This window comes from Thermus thermophilus HB8 (assembly GCF_000091545.1).
Taxonomy (GTDB): domain Bacteria; phylum Deinococcota; class Deinococci; order Deinococcales; family Thermaceae; genus Thermus; species Thermus thermophilus.
This window is the reverse complement of the sequence record NC_006461.1, coordinates 1,789,205-1,804,087: the sequence shown is the minus strand read 5'-3', so window position 1 is coordinate 1,804,087 and position 14,883 is coordinate 1,789,205. Positions and strand designations below refer to the sequence as shown.

Sequence of the window (14,883 nt, the reverse complement as noted above, 5' to 3'; positions counted from 1 at the left end):
CCTTCAGAACTCCTCGTCCCACTCCACGATGGTCTCGCTGGTGAGGGTGGGGGTGGTCTCCCGCCTCGAGGCCTCGGGCTCCCGCTCCCGCAGGAGTCCGAACTGGGCGGCGATGCCCCGGAGGCCCGCCCCGGCCAGGGCCACCACGAGGAAGATGGTGAACCCCCAGGCCAAGTACGGTAAGAGGCCCTGACCGATGGAGAGGTTGCTGAGGAACGCTAGAGCCGGAAGGTTGCCGTAGTCTGCAAGGATGGAGCCGAAATAAGAGAGGGCCTCGGCGAAGATGGGCAAGAGGAGCACGAGGAAAGCCAGCCCGAGGAGGTTCCAGTAGACGTTCCGCCCGCCGAAGGTCAGCCGGAGGAGGTAAAGGGGGAAGAAGCTCAGGGCCCCAGCCAAAAGGAAGAAGACCGCCCGGGGAACGCCTGCGGTCTGGAGCAGGGCGAGCTTGAGGTTAAGCCAGAGGTCCTGCCTTGGACCTTGGAGGAAGCTTTGCCGGAGAGCCTCAACGGCTTCATAGGCCGTAAGCGCGTCCAGGGTGCGGATGCCGGTGGCTTGAGAAAGGAGGTTGAGGGATCGGGAGATCGCCTCTGTGAGGCTGGGGTGGATGTGGACGAAGACGGGTTCCACTTGCATGCGGAACTTGTAGAAGGCCCGTTCCAGGCGGTACCGTCCCTCCTCCGCGTCGCCCCGCCCCAGGGCGGTTACTGCAAGCCCGATCTCGTCCCGCACTTCCTCCACGGCCTCCAGAAGCTGGAAGTCGTAGTTGTAGCCAAGGGTCCTGGCCGCCAACCGCACCGTTTGGGCGGTGCGCTCGTCCATCCACCCCGGGGTGTAGAAGGTTTCTGCTTCTGCGGACGGGGCCTCTGGGCTCGCCTGGGTGCCGGAAGGGGGGGAGGGCGCAGGTTCCGGCGGCCGCGCCTGGGCAGGCGGAGGAACCGGAGTGGAGGGTTGGAGCGAGGAGAGGAGGTCCTGCCGCCAGGCCTGGATCTGGCCGAGGAGCCTCTGGACCTCGGGGCGGAAGGGCTGGCCGGTGGAGACGAGGGCCAGGGCCTGGACGAAGTCCTGGGCCTTGAGGCGGCTTTGGGGGCTGTCCTGGACGATGAGGTAGCGGGCGTAGGCCCGGGCCAGGGCCAGGTAGGCCTGGGGGCGGCTCTGGGCGGCGAGGGCTTGGCCCAGGTCCTCCGCCATGGCCTGGAGGTAGCGGGCCTCCAGGAGCCTCCGGGCCTCCTCGGGGGGGGCGGAGCGGGCCTGGGCCACCAGGGCGGGGGGAAGGCCCGTGGCCCGGGCCAGGCGCTGGCCCAAGGCGGCCTTCTCCTCCCCCTGGGCCTGGAGGAAGGCGTCGTAGAGGGCCTTGCCCACGAGGTGGCGGACCAGGAGGAGGCGGGCCTCGAGGTCCACCGCGCTCTTCTGCGCCACGAACTGGCGGGCCTCCTGCAGGTTGGTGAGGGCGGCGTCCCGCAGGACCGGGGGCAGCGCCCCTTCCTCCCGGAGGAGGCTTTGGGCCCGGTTGAGGGCGTTCACCGCTTGGGCCGGGTTTCCAGGCGCACCTGGCCCAAGGCGGCCTCCAGGCCGTCGTAAAGCTCGGTGAGGCCCGCGGCCAGGGCCAGGGAAAGGACGAGGGCGAAGGGCAGGACCAGACCTCTTCTCATCCGCTTACCTCCTTGGGGGCCAGGCGCTTGAGCCTGTGCATGAGCTGTCCCACGTTGGCCTCCTCCCGGGCCGTCACGCCCACGAAGCCCCCGCCCACGGGACGGAGGAGGAGGAGCCTCGAGGCGGTGCGCAGGTAAAAGAGGGCGTACCCCTGGCGGCGGAGGAGGAGGTGGGCGGTGTCCAGGGGAACGGGGAAGCCCTCGGGGAGCTCCGCCTTCCCCGAGGGGTGGGCCACCACCACCCCCGTCACCCCCTCGAGGCGGGCGAGGCTCCGGGCGAGGCGGTCCCGCTCTTCGGGGTCGGCCAGGTCCACCGCCTCGAGGGCCGGTGCGGCCTCCGGCACCGCCTCGCCTAGGGGTTTAGGCGGAGGGGGGGTGGCCGCCTTGAGCCGCCGGACGAGGGCCTTAAGCCCGGGGGGCATCTCCCGGAAGGGGAGGATGGCCCGTAGCTCCTCCCAAAGCGGCCCCTCCAAAAGCCGCGCCCAGTCCTGGGGGGTGGTCGGGGTGAGCCGCGCTTTGGCACGGGCGAGGAGGTTGGCGGCCGCTTGCGGGGAAAGGTACTCGCTGAGGATTTCTATGACCTCGCGTTCCATAGGAGGGGCTTGCCAATCCGCCCCTTAGAGTGTACCATAACGACTGCCCGAGGCTTCGGGCGCCCATCGCTGGGGTGTCGTCTAAGGGTAGGACAGCGGACTCTGGATCCGCCGGTCGTGGTTCGAATCCACGCACCCCAGCCAAACTTTGGCCCCATCGACTAGCGGTTAGGTCACCGGCCTTTCAAGCCGGCGGCGGGGGTTCGAGTCCCCCTGGGGTCACCAAAGCCAGCCGAGCCGCGCATGGCCCCATCGTCTAGAGGCCTAGGACACGGCCCTCTCAAGGCCGAGACGGGGGTTCGAATCCCCCTGGGGTCACCAGGAACACCCCTTCGGGGGTGTTTTTTCCGCGGCTCGGTTGGTTTTTTCTTGACACCCTTCCCCCTTACCCCTCAAAATGGGGCGAGGCATACCCCCTATAGGTATGTGAGGGGGTAAACTGGCGTCCAAGGAGGAGGGAAAGAATGGAGTTCAACCTGAGCGCACTAGGGAGCGCCCCCGCCGCGGAGGAAACCTACGATGTGGTCATCATCGGCGGGGGGCCCGCGGGGCTTACCGCCGGGATCTACGCCGGCCGGGCCCAGCTCAAGACGGTCATCGTGGAGAAGGGGCTTCCCGGGGGGCAGATCGCCCAGACGGACGAGGTGGAGAACTACCCGGGCTTCCCCGAGGGCATCTCCGGGCCGGAGCTCGCGAGCCGCATGGTGCGGCAGGCGGAGAAGTTCGGGGCCCGGATCGTCATGGACGAGGTCCTGGGCCTGGAGAAGGCCGAGGGGGGCTACCTGGTCCGGGGCTACGAGCGGAACTACCGCGCCCGGGCGGTGATCGTGGCCACGGGGGCGAACCCGAGGCGGCTTGGGGTCCCCGGGGAGGACAAGTTTTACGGCCGGGGGGTTTCCACCTGCGCCACCTGCGACGGCTTCTTCTACCGGGACAAGGAGGTGGTCGTGGTGGGTGGGGGGGACGCCGCCGTGGAGGAGGGGATCTTCCTCACCAAGTTCGCCCGAAAAGTGACCCTGGTCCACCGCCGGGACGAGCTTAGGGCCAACAAGGTGGCCCAGAAGCGGGCCTTCCAGAACCCCAAGATGCACTTCCTCTTCTCCCACGTGGTCACCGAGATCCTGGGGGAGGACCAGGTGACGGGGGTGCGGCTTAAGAACCTAAAGACGGGGGAGGAGTACGTCTACCCCACGGACGGCGTCTTCGTCTTCATCGGCCACGAGCCCAACACCGCTTTCCTCAAGGGGGTGGTGGAGCTCCGGCCCGACGGGTACATTGCCGTGCGGGACGAGGTCTTCACCTCGGAGCCCGGCATCTTCGCCGCCGGGGACGTGGCCGACCCCATCTACCGCCAGCTCACCACGAGCGTGGGGGCGGGCACCCGCGCCGCCATGATGGCCGAGCGCTACCTGGCGGAGGAGGCGGAAAAGGTCAAGGGCTAGGGCGGGCGTGGCGCGCCTTTGGGCGCTTCTCGTGGCCTGGGGCCTGGGCCTCGCCCAGCTCCTCTACCTTCCCCTGGACGACCGCCCCCCCAACCTCGCCCCCTGCGCCTGGGGGGTGGTCCTCTGTCCGCCCCGGGAGGCCTACCGGGGACCGGAGGGGGCCGACCTCGAGGCCTTGAGGGCCTGGCTCCTCGCCACCCCCGGGCGGGGGCTTGTGGCGAGCCTGGACGCCTTGGCCTACGGGGGGCTTGTGCAAAGCCGCCACCTCCCCCTCGCCCCGGAGGACGCCTTGGCCCGCCTCGCCCCCCTCCTCGCCTGGAAGGCCCGCGGGGGCGGGGCGCTATACCTCTTCGGCGTCGTCCCGAGGTGGGACGCCTCGAGGCGGGAGCGGAACCTCCGGGTCCTCCAGGCCCTCGCCTCCTGGAGGGGCCTTCGGGGGGTCTACCTGGAGGCGGTTTGGGACGACGCCCTGAGGAACTCCCCGGGCCCCCGGGAGGCCCGGGCCCTGGGCTACCCCGCCCGCCCCGGGGCCGACGAGGCGGGCCAGGTCCTGCTTCTTAGGGCCTTTAGGCCCGGCCTCCGGGTGGCCGTGGTCTACGAGGACGAGGCCTTGCGCGCCCGGGTCACCCCCTACGAGGGGCTTCCCCTGGAAAAGACCGTGGCCGGGGTCTTGGCCAGCGCCCGCGCGGTGGCGGTGCCCTTGGCCGAGGGCCCCGACCTCGTCCTCTACGTCTACGGGGGTGGGGACCCGAGAAAGGCCGCCCTGGACCTCCTCCGCCTCATGGCCCGTCACCCCGTGGCCCTGGCCGACCTCGCCCGGGTGAACCGGGGGGACCCCCGCCTCATGGCCTACCTGGAGGGGATGGGCCTCTACGCCCGCCTCGCCGCCTAGGCCGCCTGGGGTACCCCGGCGAACAACCTGGGGAGTGCCTTGGCCCAGGGGGGGCTTTTCCTCGAGGACCGGGAGGGGCGGCTTTCGCGCCTCGCCGAGGCCTACTTCCAGTACTGGTGGGGGGAGGTGGGCAGGCCCTGGGTGCGGGCCCGCTTCCCCGAGCCCCTCCCCGAGGAGGCCCAGGCCGTGGCCGAGGGCTTTCCCCGGGTGGAGCTGGACGGGTTCTGGCTGGACCTCCGGGGCCTCGCCTTCCCCTGGAGGCGGAGCTTTGAGGCCTGGCCCGAGCTCGCCCTGGTGCCCCGCCGGGCGGGCCCCGCCTTGGGCCGGTAGAATGGCGCCGTGGACGCGCCTTTCCGGGTGGTGGTGGGGGTTTCCGGGGCGAGCGGCATGCCCTACGCCCTGGACCTCCTCGAGGCGCTCAAGGACCTCGCCGAAGTCCACCTCGTCCTCTCCCAGGGGGCCAAGCGGGTGCTCTGGGAGGAGATGGGCTTAAGCCCCAAGGACCTCCACGCCCTGGCCCACCGGGTCTACAAGGACCAGGACCTGGGCGCCCCCATCGCCTCGGGCTCCTTCCCCACCCGCGGGATGGTGGTCGTCCCTTGCTCCGCCACCACCCTGGCCAAGGTGGCCACGGGCCTGGCCGACACCCTCCTCACCCGGGCGGCCTACGTCCACCTGAAGGAGCGCCGCCCCCTCGTCCTCGTCCTGAGGGAGACCCCTTTGCCCCTCCCCACCCTAAGGGCCATGGTCCAGGCGGCGGAGGCCGGGGCCACCATCCTCCCGGCAAGCCCCGGTTTCTACCACCGCCCCAAGGAGATCAGGGACCTCCTCGGCTTCGTCACCCAGCGCATCCTGGACCACCTGGGGCTTCCCGGGAAGCGCGCCCCCCGGTGGGGGGAAACGTGACGCTTTTTTGCCGACCTGCGATGTTACGATAGGGAGGATGACCCTCACCCAGGAGCAACGGCTGGTTCTGGACGCGGTGCGCCGGGTGGCCCGGGAGGTCCTCTACCCCCTCGCCCCCGAGTACGACCGGAAGGCCGAGTACCCCTGGCCCCAGCTCAAGGCCCTGGCCGAGCTCGGCCTCCTCGGCATGACCACCCCGGAGGAGTGGGGAGGGGTGGGCCTGGACTCCGTGACCTGGGCCTTGGCCCTGGAGGAGCTCGCCGCCGCCGACCCCAGCGTGGCCGTCATCGTCTCCGTGACCAGCGGCCTTCCCCAGTACATGCTCCTCCGCTTCGGGAGCGAGGCGCAGAAGCGGCGCTACCTCGTGCCCCTGGCCCGGGGGGAGTGGATCGGGGCCTTCTGCCTCACCGAGCCCCAGGCGGGCTCCGACGCCAAAAGCCTCCGCGCCGAGGCGCGGCGGGTCAAGGGCGGGTTCGTGCTGAACGGGGTCAAGAGCTGGATCACCTCCGCTGGCCACGCCCACCTCTACGTGGTCATGGCCCGCACGGAGAAGGGGATCAGCGCCTTCTTGGTGGAGAAGGGTACTCCAGGGCTTTCCTTCGGCCGCCCCGAGGAGAAGATGGGCCTCCACGCGGCCCACACCGCCGAGGTGCGCCTCGAGGAGGTCTTCGTCCCCGAGGAGAACCTTCTCGGGGAGGAGGGGCGGGGCCTGGCCTATGCCCTTGCGGGCCTGGACTCGGGGCGCGTGGGGGTGGCGGCCCAGGCGGTGGGCATCGCCCGCGGGGCCTTTGAGATCGCCAAGGCCTACGCCGAGGAGCGGGAGCAGTTCGGGAAGAAGCTAAAGGAGCACCAGGCCATCGCCTTCAAGATCGCCGACATGCACGTGAAGATCGCCGCCGCCCGCGCCCTGGTCCTCGAGGCCGCGAGGAAGAAGGACCGGGGGGAGAGGTTCACCCTCGAGGCCAGCGCCGCCAAGCTCTTCGCCAGCGCCGCCGCCGTGGAGGTCACCCGGGAGGCGGTCCAGGTCCTGGGGGGGTACGGCTACCACCGGGACTACCGGGTGGAGCGGTACTACCGGGACGCCAAGGTGACGGAGATCTACGAGGGCACCTCGGAGATCCAGCGCCTCGTCATCGCCCGGGAGCTCTACCGCTAGCGCGCCCCGCCCTTCTCCCTTAGGGTGGAAAGGGTATGGTCCGCCGCCTCCTCGCCCTTTCCCGCCCCCTCTACTGGCTTTACGAGAAACGCCTCCTGAGGGAGGTCAAGCGGGGCCCCATGCCCCGGCACCTGGGCCTCATCCTGGACGGAAACCGCCGCTACGCCCGCGCTTTGGGCCTTTCCCCCACCAAGGGGCACGAGTTCGGGGTGCAGAAGGCCTACGAGGTCCTGGAGTGGTGCCTGGAGATGGGCATCAAGACCGTGACCGTCTGGGTCTTCTCCACGGACAACTTCAAGCGCCCCCCGGAGGAGGTGGAGACCCTCATGAACCTCTTCCTGCGGGAGGCCGAGCGGATGGCGGAGGACCACCGGATCCTGGAACACCAGGTGCGGGTGCGCTTCATCGGTAGGCGGGAGGGGTTTTCCCCGGAGGTGGTCCGGGCCATAGAGCGCCTGGAGCGGAGGACGGAGGGGCACCGGGGCATGTTCCTCAACATCGCCATGGGCTACGGGGGGCGGGAGGAGATCGTGGACGCCGTGAAGCGGCTCCTTTTGGAGGCGGAGGCCCGGGGCCTCTCCCCCAAGGAGGTGGCCGAGGGCCTCACCCCGGAGGACATCGCCCGCCACCTCTACACCGCCGGGCTTCCCGACCCCGACTTCATCATCCGCACCTCGGGGGAGATCCGGCTTTCCGGCTTCCTCCTCTGGCAGTCCGCCTACTCCGAGTTCTACTTCGCCGACGTCCTCTGGCCCGAGTTCCGCAAGATTGACTTCCTGCGCGCCCTGAGGAGCTACCAGGCCCGCGAGAGGCGGTTTGGGCGTTGACAACTCGCGGCGTTTCGTATACCCTTACGGGCAAGATGCTGGCCCGCGCGAAAAAACTCGGCCGCCGGGGGGTAGGGTAGCCCTCCAAGGGCTTCTTATCCCCCGGCCCGGGTTCGGGCCGGTTTTCTTTTGGGGAGGGGTGCATGCGGGAGTGGAAGATTATTGACTCCACCTTACGGGAAGGGGAACAGTTTGAAAAGGCGAACTTCTCCACCCAAGACAAGGTGGAGATCGCCAAGGCCCTGGACGAGTTCGGCATTGAGTACATTGAGGTCACCACCCCGGTGGCCTCCCCCCAGTCCCGCAAGGACGCCGAGGTCCTCGCCTCCTTGGGCCTCAAGGCCAAGGTGGTGACCCACATCCAGTGCCGCCTGGACGCGGCCAAGGTGGCGGTGGAGACGGGAGTCCAGGGGATTGACCTCCTCTTCGGCACGAGCAAGTACCTCCGGGCCGCCCATGGGCGGGACATCCCCAGGATCATTGAGGAGGCCAAAGAGGTGATCGCCTACATCCGCGAGGCGGCCCCCCACGTGGAGGTGCGCTTCTCCGCCGAGGACACCTTCCGCTCCGAGGAGCAGGACCTCCTCGCCGTCTACGAGGCCGTGGCCCCCTACGTGGACCGGGTGGGCCTGGCGGACACCGTGGGCGTGGCCACGCCCCGGCAGGTCTACGCCCTGGTGCGGGAGGTGCGGCGGGTGGTGGGGCCCAGGGTGGACATTGAGTTCCACGGCCACAACGACACCGGGTGCGCCATCGCCAACGCGTATGAGGCCATTGAGGCCGGGGCCACCCACGTGGACACCACCATCCTGGGGATCGGGGAGAGGAACGGGATCACGCCTTTGGGGGGGTTCCTCGCCCGCATGTACACCCTCCAGCCTGAGTACGTGCGCAGGAAGTACAAGCTGGAGATGCTCCCCGAGCTGGACCGGATGGTGGCCCGGATGGTGGGGGTGGAGATTCCCTTCAACAACTACATCACCGGGGAGACGGCCTTCAGCCACAAGGCGGGGATGCACCTCAAGGCCATCTACATCAACCCCGAGGCCTACGAGCCCTACCCCCCGGAGGTCTTCGGGGTGAAGCGGAAGCTCATCATCGCCTCGAGGCTCACCGGGCGGCACGCCATCAAGGCGCGGGCGGAGGAGCTCGGCCTCCACTACGGGGAGGAGGAGCTCCACCGGGTCACCCAGCACATCAAGGCCCTGGCCGACCGGGGCCAGCTCACCCTGGAGGAGCTGGACCGGATCCTCCGGGAGTGGATCACGGCGTGAGGCTAGAGGTTATGGAACTCCTCCTCGGTGAGCCCGGCATCGCGCAGGATGCGCTTGAAGGTGCCCTTGGGGAGTTCCCCGCTGTGGAAGGGCACCACCACGATGCGGCCGTCGGGGTGGGTGTAGAGCCGGTGTCCCCCCTTGGCCATGCGTTCCACGAACCCGAGGCGGCGGAGCTTCCGGGCCACCTCCTCCGGTCTAGGCGGCATCCACACCTACCTCTACCGCTTGTACGTCCTGGGGAAGGGGGCGCCCCTCGGTTTTCAGATAGGCCAGGACGAGCTCCAGGGCTTCTTTGGCCCGCGCCAAGGCTTCCTCGGGGCTTTGGCCGAAGGAGTGGGCTTGGGGCACCGCGGGAAACTCGGCGATCCAGACCCCTGGGGTCTCCGGGTCCGGGTAGAGGAGGGCGGTGTACTTGAGCATACCCTCAGTATAGGAGGTGTCCGTGGGACAGACGCTAGCGGAAAAGATCCTCTCCCACAAGGTGGGAAGGCCCGTGCGGGCGGGGGAGCTCGTGGTGGTGGAGGTGGACCAGGTGATGGTGGTGGACTCCATCGCCGGGAGCTTCTTCAAGCGCCTGGAGTACCTGGAGGCCACCCCCCGCTACCCGGAAAGGGTCTCCATCGTGATAGACCACGTGGCCCCGGCGGCGAACCTGGAGGTGGCCAAGGCGCAGAAGGAGATCCGGGAGTGGGGCAAGCGGCACGGCATCCGGGTCTTTGACGTGGGAAGGGGGGTGTGCCACCAGGTCCTCATAGAGGAGGGCCTGGCCCAGCCGGGATGGGTGGTGGTGGGCTCGGACAGCCACTCCACCACCTACGGGGCGGTGGGGGCCTTCGGCACGGGGATGGGGGCCACGGACATCGCCTTGGCGGCGGCGAGCGGGCGCACCTGGCTTAGGGTGCCCGAGAGCGTCAAGGTGGTCTTCCGGGGAAGGCTCCCCAAGGGGGTCACGGCCAAGGACGCCGCCCTGGAGATGGTCCGCCTCCTCACCGCCGAAGGGGCCACCTACATGGCGGTGGAGATCCACCTCTTAGACGGGGCGGAGGCCCTCACGCGGGGCGAGCGCATGACCCTCGCCAACCTCACCGTGGAGGCGGGGGCCAAGGCGGGGCTCGTGGTGCCGAGTGGGGAGATCCTGGAGATGTACCGGGTGCCCGACTGGCTCTATCCCGACCCCGACGCCCGCTACGCCAAGGAGGTGGAGATAGACCTTTCCGCCCTCACCCCCAGGGTCTCCGTGCCCTTCTACGTGGACAACGTCCACGAGGTGGCCCAGGTCAAGGGCAAGCGGGTGGACCAGGTCTTCATCGGCACCTGCACCAACGGGCGCATTGAGGACTTGAGGGCGGCGGCGGAGGTGCTAAAGGGGAGGAAGGTGGCCCCTTGGGTGCGGCTTTTGGTGGTCCCGGCGAGCTCCCAGGTCCTGGAGGAGGCGGCCAGGGACGGCACCCTCCTCACCCTCCTCGAGGCCGGGGCCACCATTGGCACCCCGGGGTGCGGCCCCTGCATGGGGCGGCACATGGGGGTCTTGGCCCCGGGGGAGGTGTGCGTCTCCACCTCCAACCGCAACTTCCGGGGGCGCATGGGGGCCCCGGACGCCGAGATCTACCTGGCGAGCCCCCGCGTGGCCGCGGCGAGCGCCGTGGCGGGCTACCTCACCACCCCAGAGGAGCTGGAAGAGGAGGAGGTCCATGCCTAGGGTCTGGAAGTTCGGCGACCAGATCAACACCGACGACATCCTTCCCGGAAAGTACGCCCCCTTCATGGTGGGGGAGGACCGGTTTCACCTCTACGCCTTCGCCCACTTGAGGCCCGAGTTCGCCAAGGAGGTGCGCCCCGGGGACATCCTCGTCTTCGGGCGGAACGCGGGGCTCGGCTCTAGCCGCGAGTACGCCCCCGAGGCCCTGAAGCGCCTCGGCATCCGGGCCATCATCGCCAAAAGCTACGCCCGCATCTTCTTCCGCAACCTGGTGAACCTGGGGATCGTCCCCTTTGAGTCGGAGGAGGTGGTGGATGCGCTAAAAGACGGCGACGAGGTGGAGTTGGACCTGGAAAGCGGGGTGCTCACCCGGGGGGAGGAGCGCTTCCTCCTCCGTCCCCCGCCCCCCTTCCTCCTGGAGGCGCTCAAGGAGGGCTCCCTCCTGGACTACTACAAGAAGCACGGGCGCTTCCCGGGGGAGTAGACTCTAGTCATGGAGGACCTAGAGATCGTCTGTCCGGTGTGCGGCGAGGCCAGCCTGGTGCTGGCGGAGGACCTCGAGGACCTCGAGGTCGGGGACGTGCTGGAATGCGAGGCCTGCGGGGCCTTCCTGGAGGTGGTCTCCCTGGACCCCCTGGAGGTGGAGGTCACGGAGGAGGGCCTGGAGGGGTTCTTCGTGGACTGCCCCCGCTGCGGCTACACCTTTGAGCTCTCCGAGGAGGACCAGGGCCGGGAGGTGGAGTGCCCCGAGTGCGGCTTCCGCTTTGTCCCCGACTGGAGCGACCTAGAGGAGGACGAGGAATGGTAGGAACCTGCCCTGAGTGCGGTGCGGAACTGCGGCTGGAGAACCCGGAGCTTGGCGAGCTTGTGGTCTGCGAGGACTGCGGCGCGGAGCTTGAGGTGGTGGGGCTTGACCCCTTGAGGCTCGAGCCCGCCCCGGAGGAGGCGGAAGACTGGGGCGAGTGATCCCACCCCACGCCGGCCTAGGCCGGCGTGGGGGCCCCGGCGGCGCCACCCCATGCCGGCCTGCGCCCCTGGCAGGGCCTGGCGCCCTCTTTCCCGGAGGCTAGATGCTGGCCATCCTCTACGACCGCATCCGCCCCGACGAGCGGATGCTCTTTGAGCGGGCGGAGGCCCTGGGCCTCCCCTACAAGAAGGTCTACGTCCCCGCCCTCCCCATGGTCCTGGGGGAAAGGCCCAAGGAACTGGAAGGGGTTACGGTGGCCCTGGAGCGGTGCGTGAGCCAGAGCCGGGGCCTCGCCGCCGCCCGCTACCTCACCGCCCTCGGCATCCCCGTGGTGAACCGCCCCGAGGTCATAGAGGCCTGCGGGGACAAGTGGGCCACGAGCGTGGCCTTGGCCAAGGCGGGCCTTCCCCAGCCCAAGACCGCCTTGGCCACGGACCGGGAGGAGGCTTTAAGGCTCATGGAGGCCTTCGGCTACCCCGTGGTGCTGAAGCCCGTGATCGGGAGCTGGGGCCGCCTCCTCGCCAAGGTCACGGACCGGGCCGCGGCGGAGGCCCTTCTTGAGCACAAGGAGGTCCTGGGGGGGTTTCAGCACCAGCTTTTTTACATCCAGGAGTACGTGGAGAAGCCCGGGCGGGACATCCGGGTCTTCGTGGTGGGGGAAAGGGCCATCGCCGCCATCTACCGCAGAAGCGCCCACTGGATCACCAACACCGCCCGGGGCGGGCAGGCGGAGAACTGCCCCCTCACCGAGGAGGTCGCCCGGCTTTCCGTGAAGGCGGCGGAGGCCGTTGGGGGCGGGGTGGTGGCCGTGGACCTCTTTGAGTCGGAGCGGGGGCTTTTGGTCAACGAGGTGAACCACACCATGGAGTTCAAGAACTCCGTGCACACCACCGGGGTGGACATCCCGGGGGAAATTCTGAAGTACGCGTGGAGCCTAGCCTCATGACCTTGCGGGAAGCGGTGGAGCGTTTGGTGGCGGCCTTGGCGCCCGAGGAGGTCTGGCTCTTCGGCTCTTGGGCCCGGGGGGAGGCCGGGCCGGACTCGGACGTGGACCTCCTGGTGGTGGTGCCCTACGAAGGGGACCCTAAGGAGCTCGCCCTTCGCGGGTACAGGGCCCTGAGGGGGCGGGGCTTTCCCCTGGACCTCTTGGTCTACCCCCGTGCCCTCGTGGAGCAGAGGCTCGGGGAGGGGAGCCTTCTTCTCCGGGAGATTTTCCGGGAAGGGCGGTGCCTCTATGCGCGGGGAAGCGGAAAGGTGGCTTAGGCGGGCCCTCGAGGACCTTGACGCGGCCTTCTCCCTGGAGGCCTCCCGCCACCCCGATGTCCTGGCCTTTCTGGCGCAACAGGCGGTGGAAAAGGCGCTGAAGGCCGTCTGGGTGCAGCTTGGCCTCCTTCCGCCCCGCACCCACGACCTGGCCTACCTTTGGGAAGAGGTGGAGGATAAGGTGAAGGCGTCCTTGAACCCCGACCATCTGGACTTTCTGACCCGCTTTGGCGTGCAGGCCCGCTACCCTGACCTGGAAGTTCTGCCGGAAGAGGCCCGGGAAGCCCTTTCCCTGGCCCAAGTCCTGGTGGCGGAGCTTAGGAGGTGGCTCCATGACCGGTAAGAAAACCCTTTCCATCGTGGGGGCCTCGGGGTACGCCGGGGGAGAGTTCCTGAGGCTCGCCCTTTCCCACCCCTATCTGGAAGTGAAGCAGGTGACCTCGAGGCGCTTCGCGGGCGAGCCCGTCCACTTCGTCCACCCCAACCTCCGAGGACGCACGAACCTCAAGTTCGTCCCCCCGGAGAAGCTGGAGCCCGCGGACATCCTGGTCCTGGCCCTGCCCCACGGGGTCTTCGCCCGGGAGTTTGACCGCTACAGCGCCCTGGCCCCCGTCCTCGTGGACCTCTCCGCGGACTTCCGCCTGAAGGACCCGGAGCTTTACCGCAGGTACTACGGGGAGCACCCGAGGCCAGACCTCCTTGGCCGCTTCGTCTACGCCGTGCCCGAGCTCTACCGGGAGGCCCTGAAGGGGGCGGACTGGATCGCCGGGGCCGGGTGCAACGCCACGGCCACCCTTCTCGGCCTCTACCCCCTCCTCAAGGCCGGGGTCCTGAAGCCCACCCCCATCTTCGTCACCCTCCTCATCTCCACCTCGGCAGGGGGGGCCGAGGCGAGCCCGGCGAGCCACCACCCCGAAAGGGCCGGGTCCATCCGGGTCTACAAGCCCACGGGCCACCGCCACACCGCCGAGGTGGTGGAAAACCTCCCCGGCCGCCCCGAGGTCCACCTCACCGCCATCGCCACCGACCGGGTGCGGGGGATCCTCATGACCGCCCAGTGCTTCGTCCAGGACGGCTGGAGCGAAAGGGACGTCTGGCAGGCCTACCGGGAGGCCTACGCCGGGGAGCCCTTCATCCGCCTCGTCAAGCAGAAGAAGGGGGTCCACCGCTACCCCGACCCCCGTTTCGTCCAGGGCACCAACTACGCCGACATCGGCTTTGAGCTGGAGGAGGACACGGGGAGGCTCGTGGTCATGACGGCCATTGACAACCTGGTGAAGGGCACCGCGGGCCACGCCCTCCAGGCCCTAAACGTCCGCATGGGCTGGCCCGAGACCCTGGGCCTGGACTTCCCGGGGCTTCACCCCTAAGGCCAACCGCTTGGCAGGGGAGGTGAGCTTGTGATCGTGGTCAAGGTGGGAGGCGCCGAGGGGATCAACTACGAGGCCGTGGCCAAGGACGCCGCCTCCTTGTGGAAGGAGGGGGTAAAGCTCCTTCTCGTCCACGGGGGGAGCGCCGAGACCAACAAGGTGGCGGAGGCCCTGGGCCACCCGCCCCGCTTCCTCACCCACCCCGGGGGGCAGGTGAGCCGCCTCACCGACCGGAAGACCCTGGAGATCTTTGAGATGGTCTACTGCGGCCTGGTCAACAAGCGTCTGGTGGAGCTTTTGCAGAAGGAGGGGGCGAACGCCATCGGCCTTTCCGGCTTGGACGGAAGGCTTTTTGTGGGCCGCAGGAAGACGGCGGTCAAGTACGTGGAAAACGGCAAGGTGAAGGTCCACCGCGGGGACTACACCGGGACGGTGGAGGAGGTGAACAAGGCCCTTTTGGACCTCCTCCTTCAGGCGGGCTACCTCCCCGTCCTCACCCCCCCCGCCCTAAGCTACGAGAACGAGGCCATCAACACCGATGGGGACCAGATCGCCGCCCTCCTCGCCACCCTCTACGGGGCCGAGGCCCTGGTCTACCTCTCCAACGTCCCCGGCCTCCTCGCCCGCTACCCCGACGAGGCCTCCTTGGTGCGGGAGATCCCCGTGGAGAGGATAGAGGACCCGGAGTACCTGGCCTTAGCCCAGGGCAGGATGAAGCGGAAGGTCATGGGGGCGGTGGAGGCGGTGAAGGGCGGGGTCAAGCGGGTGGTCTTCGCCGATGGTCGGGTGGAAAACCCCATAAGGCGGGCCCTTTCCGGGGAAGGCACCGTGGTACGCTAGGA

The 14,883-nt window shown here is 69.0% G+C and carries 17 protein-coding genes, 3 tRNA genes and 2 pseudogenes; 18 read left to right on the top strand and 4 right to left on the bottom strand.

Annotated elements, in window-relative coordinates:
* Positions 1-3: 3 nt before the first annotated feature.
* Both TTH_RS11715 and TTH_RS09750 read right to left on the bottom strand, forming a co-directional pair.
* Positions 4-1,649: pseudogene (locus tag TTH_RS11715) on the bottom strand (hypothetical protein).
* The gene (locus TTH_RS09750; protein ID WP_011229016.1) at positions 1,646-2,242 is read right to left on the bottom strand and encodes a hypothetical protein; all 597 of its coding nucleotides are present in this window, start codon (positions 2,240-2,242) and stop codon (positions 1,646-1,648) included. Before TTH_RS09750 ends, TTH_RS11715 begins: the two are co-directional and overlap by 4 nt.
* A gap of 70 nt (positions 2,243-2,312) precedes the next feature.
* Here TTH_RS09750 and TTH_RS09745 point away from each other — a divergent pair.
* From TTH_RS09745 to lysS, 9 genes and pseudogenes are all read left to right on the top strand, one after another.
* Positions 2,313-2,386 (top strand) — tRNA-Gln (locus TTH_RS09745).
* A gap of 6 nt (positions 2,387-2,392) precedes the next feature.
* Positions 2,393-2,467 (top strand) — tRNA-Glu (locus TTH_RS09740).
* Between the two features lie 20 nt (positions 2,468-2,487).
* Positions 2,488-2,563, top strand: a tRNA-Glu gene (locus tag TTH_RS09735).
* A gap of 143 nt (positions 2,564-2,706) precedes the next feature.
* Complete coding sequence (gene trxB, locus TTH_RS09730; protein ID WP_011229015.1) at positions 2,707-3,684, top strand: thioredoxin-disulfide reductase; 978 nt, start codon at positions 2,707-2,709, stop codon at positions 3,682-3,684.
* A gap of 7 nt (positions 3,685-3,691) precedes the next feature.
* Positions 3,692-4,906: pseudogene (locus tag TTH_RS09725) on the top strand (DUF4127 family protein).
* A gap of 9 nt (positions 4,907-4,915) precedes the next feature.
* The gene (locus tag TTH_RS09720; RefSeq protein WP_011173927.1) at positions 4,916-5,482 is read left to right on the top strand and encodes a UbiX family flavin prenyltransferase; all 567 of its coding nucleotides are present in this window, start codon (positions 4,916-4,918) and stop codon (positions 5,480-5,482) included.
* A 37-nt stretch (positions 5,483-5,519) separates the two neighbouring features.
* Positions 5,520-6,638 (top strand): acyl-CoA dehydrogenase family protein, encoded by a 1,119-nt coding sequence (locus TTH_RS09715; RefSeq protein ID WP_011229012.1) that lies wholly within the window; start codon positions 5,520-5,522, stop codon positions 6,636-6,638.
* A 35-nt stretch (positions 6,639-6,673) separates the two neighbouring features.
* Positions 6,674-7,465: an isoprenyl transferase gene (locus TTH_RS09710; RefSeq protein WP_011229011.1), complete on the top strand. Its 792-nt coding sequence runs from the start codon at positions 6,674-6,676 to the stop codon at positions 7,463-7,465.
* A gap of 143 nt (positions 7,466-7,608) precedes the next feature.
* A complete protein-coding gene (lysS, locus tag TTH_RS09705; protein WP_011173924.1) occupies positions 7,609-8,739 on the top strand; it encodes a homocitrate synthase in 1,131 nt (376 codons plus the stop codon).
* A 2-nt stretch (positions 8,740-8,741) separates the two neighbouring features.
* On the opposite strand, the gene TTH_RS09700 is transcribed toward lysS, so the two are convergent.
* Together TTH_RS09700 and TTH_RS09695 are read right to left on the bottom strand one after the other, a co-directional pair.
* Positions 8,742-8,948 carry a type II toxin-antitoxin system HicA family toxin gene (locus tag TTH_RS09700; RefSeq protein WP_011229010.1) on the bottom strand — a complete coding sequence of 69 codons (207 nt, stop codon included), beginning with the start codon at positions 8,946-8,948 and terminating at the stop codon, positions 8,742-8,744.
* A complete protein-coding gene (locus TTH_RS09695; protein ID WP_011229009.1) occupies positions 8,938-9,162 on the bottom strand; it encodes a type II toxin-antitoxin system HicB family antitoxin in 225 nt (74 codons plus the stop codon). Before TTH_RS09695 ends, TTH_RS09700 begins: the two co-directional genes overlap by 11 nt.
* A 22-nt stretch (positions 9,163-9,184) precedes the next feature.
* Here TTH_RS09695 and TTH_RS09690 point away from each other — a divergent pair, with 22 nt between their 5' ends.
* From TTH_RS09690 to TTH_RS09650, 9 genes are all read left to right on the top strand, one after another.
* The gene (locus TTH_RS09690) at positions 9,185-10,441 is read left to right on the top strand and encodes a 3-isopropylmalate dehydratase large subunit (RefSeq protein WP_164926083.1); all 1,257 of its coding nucleotides are present in this window, start codon (positions 9,185-9,187) and stop codon (positions 10,439-10,441) included.
* The gene (locus tag TTH_RS09685) at positions 10,434-10,925 is read left to right on the top strand and encodes a LeuD/DmdB family oxidoreductase small subunit (RefSeq protein ID WP_011229007.1); all 492 of its coding nucleotides are present in this window, start codon (positions 10,434-10,436) and stop codon (positions 10,923-10,925) included. The genes TTH_RS09690 and TTH_RS09685 overlap by 8 nt, the downstream gene beginning before the upstream one ends.
* Positions 10,926-10,934: 9 nt before the next feature.
* On the top strand, positions 10,935-11,249 hold the full coding sequence (locus TTH_RS09680) for a hypothetical protein (RefSeq protein WP_011229006.1): 315 nt from the start codon (positions 10,935-10,937) through the stop codon (positions 11,247-11,249).
* Positions 11,243-11,407, top strand: coding sequence for a lysine biosynthesis protein LysW (gene lysW, locus TTH_RS09675; protein ID WP_011229005.1), 165 nt, complete (start codon positions 11,243-11,245; stop codon positions 11,405-11,407). The genes TTH_RS09680 and lysW overlap by 7 nt, the downstream gene beginning before the upstream one ends.
* 104 nt (positions 11,408-11,511) lie before the next feature.
* Positions 11,512-12,354, top strand: a complete 843-nt coding sequence (lysX, locus tag TTH_RS09670) for a lysine biosynthesis protein LysX (RefSeq protein ID WP_011229004.1) — start codon at positions 11,512-11,514, stop codon at positions 12,352-12,354.
* Complete coding sequence (locus tag TTH_RS09665; protein WP_164926082.1) at positions 12,336-12,671, top strand: nucleotidyltransferase domain-containing protein; 336 nt, start codon at positions 12,336-12,338, stop codon at positions 12,669-12,671. The genes lysX and TTH_RS09665 overlap by 19 nt, the downstream gene beginning before the upstream one ends.
* A complete protein-coding gene (locus TTH_RS09660) occupies positions 12,643-13,014 on the top strand; it encodes a HEPN domain-containing protein (protein ID WP_011229002.1) in 372 nt (123 codons plus the stop codon). The genes TTH_RS09665 and TTH_RS09660 overlap by 29 nt, the downstream gene beginning before the upstream one ends.
* Complete coding sequence (gene argC / locus TTH_RS09655) at positions 13,004-14,041, top strand: N-acetyl-gamma-glutamyl-phosphate reductase (protein WP_011229001.1); 1,038 nt, start codon at positions 13,004-13,006, stop codon at positions 14,039-14,041. The genes TTH_RS09660 and argC overlap by 11 nt, the downstream gene beginning before the upstream one ends.
* A 30-nt stretch (positions 14,042-14,071) precedes the next feature.
* Complete coding sequence (locus tag TTH_RS09650; protein WP_011229000.1) at positions 14,072-14,881, top strand: [LysW]-aminoadipate kinase; 810 nt, start codon at positions 14,072-14,074, stop codon at positions 14,879-14,881.
* Positions 14,882-14,883: the final 2 nt, after the last annotated feature.

Coding starts and splice junctions, on each gene's coding strand:
- TTH_RS09750 (WP_011229016.1), bottom strand. CDS start 2,242: ATGGAACGCGAGGTCATAGAAATCCTCAGCGAGTACCTTTCCCCGCAA.
- trxB (WP_011229015.1), top strand. CDS start 2,707: ATGGAGTTCAACCTGAGCGCACTAGGGAGCGCCCCCGCCGCGGAGGAA.
- TTH_RS09715 (WP_011229012.1), top strand. CDS start 5,520: ATGACCCTCACCCAGGAGCAACGGCTGGTTCTGGACGCGGTGCGCCGG.
- TTH_RS09710 (WP_011229011.1), top strand. CDS start 6,674: ATGGTCCGCCGCCTCCTCGCCCTTTCCCGCCCCCTCTACTGGCTTTAC.
- lysS (WP_011173924.1), top strand. CDS start 7,609: ATGCGGGAGTGGAAGATTATTGACTCCACCTTACGGGAAGGGGAACAG.
- TTH_RS09700 (WP_011229010.1), bottom strand. CDS start 8,948: ATGCCGCCTAGACCGGAGGAGGTGGCCCGGAAGCTCCGCCGCCTCGGG.
- TTH_RS09695 (WP_011229009.1), bottom strand. CDS start 9,162: ATGCTCAAGTACACCGCCCTCCTCTACCCGGACCCGGAGACCCCAGGG.
- TTH_RS09685 (WP_011229007.1), top strand. CDS start 10,434: ATGCCTAGGGTCTGGAAGTTCGGCGACCAGATCAACACCGACGACATC.
- TTH_RS09680 (WP_011229006.1), top strand. CDS start 10,935: ATGGAGGACCTAGAGATCGTCTGTCCGGTGTGCGGCGAGGCCAGCCTG.
- lysW (WP_011229005.1), top strand. CDS start 11,243: ATGGTAGGAACCTGCCCTGAGTGCGGTGCGGAACTGCGGCTGGAGAAC.
- lysX (WP_011229004.1), top strand. CDS start 11,512: ATGCTGGCCATCCTCTACGACCGCATCCGCCCCGACGAGCGGATGCTC.
- TTH_RS09660 (WP_011229002.1), top strand. CDS start 12,643: ATGCGCGGGGAAGCGGAAAGGTGGCTTAGGCGGGCCCTCGAGGACCTT.
- argC (WP_011229001.1), top strand. CDS start 13,004: ATGACCGGTAAGAAAACCCTTTCCATCGTGGGGGCCTCGGGGTACGCC.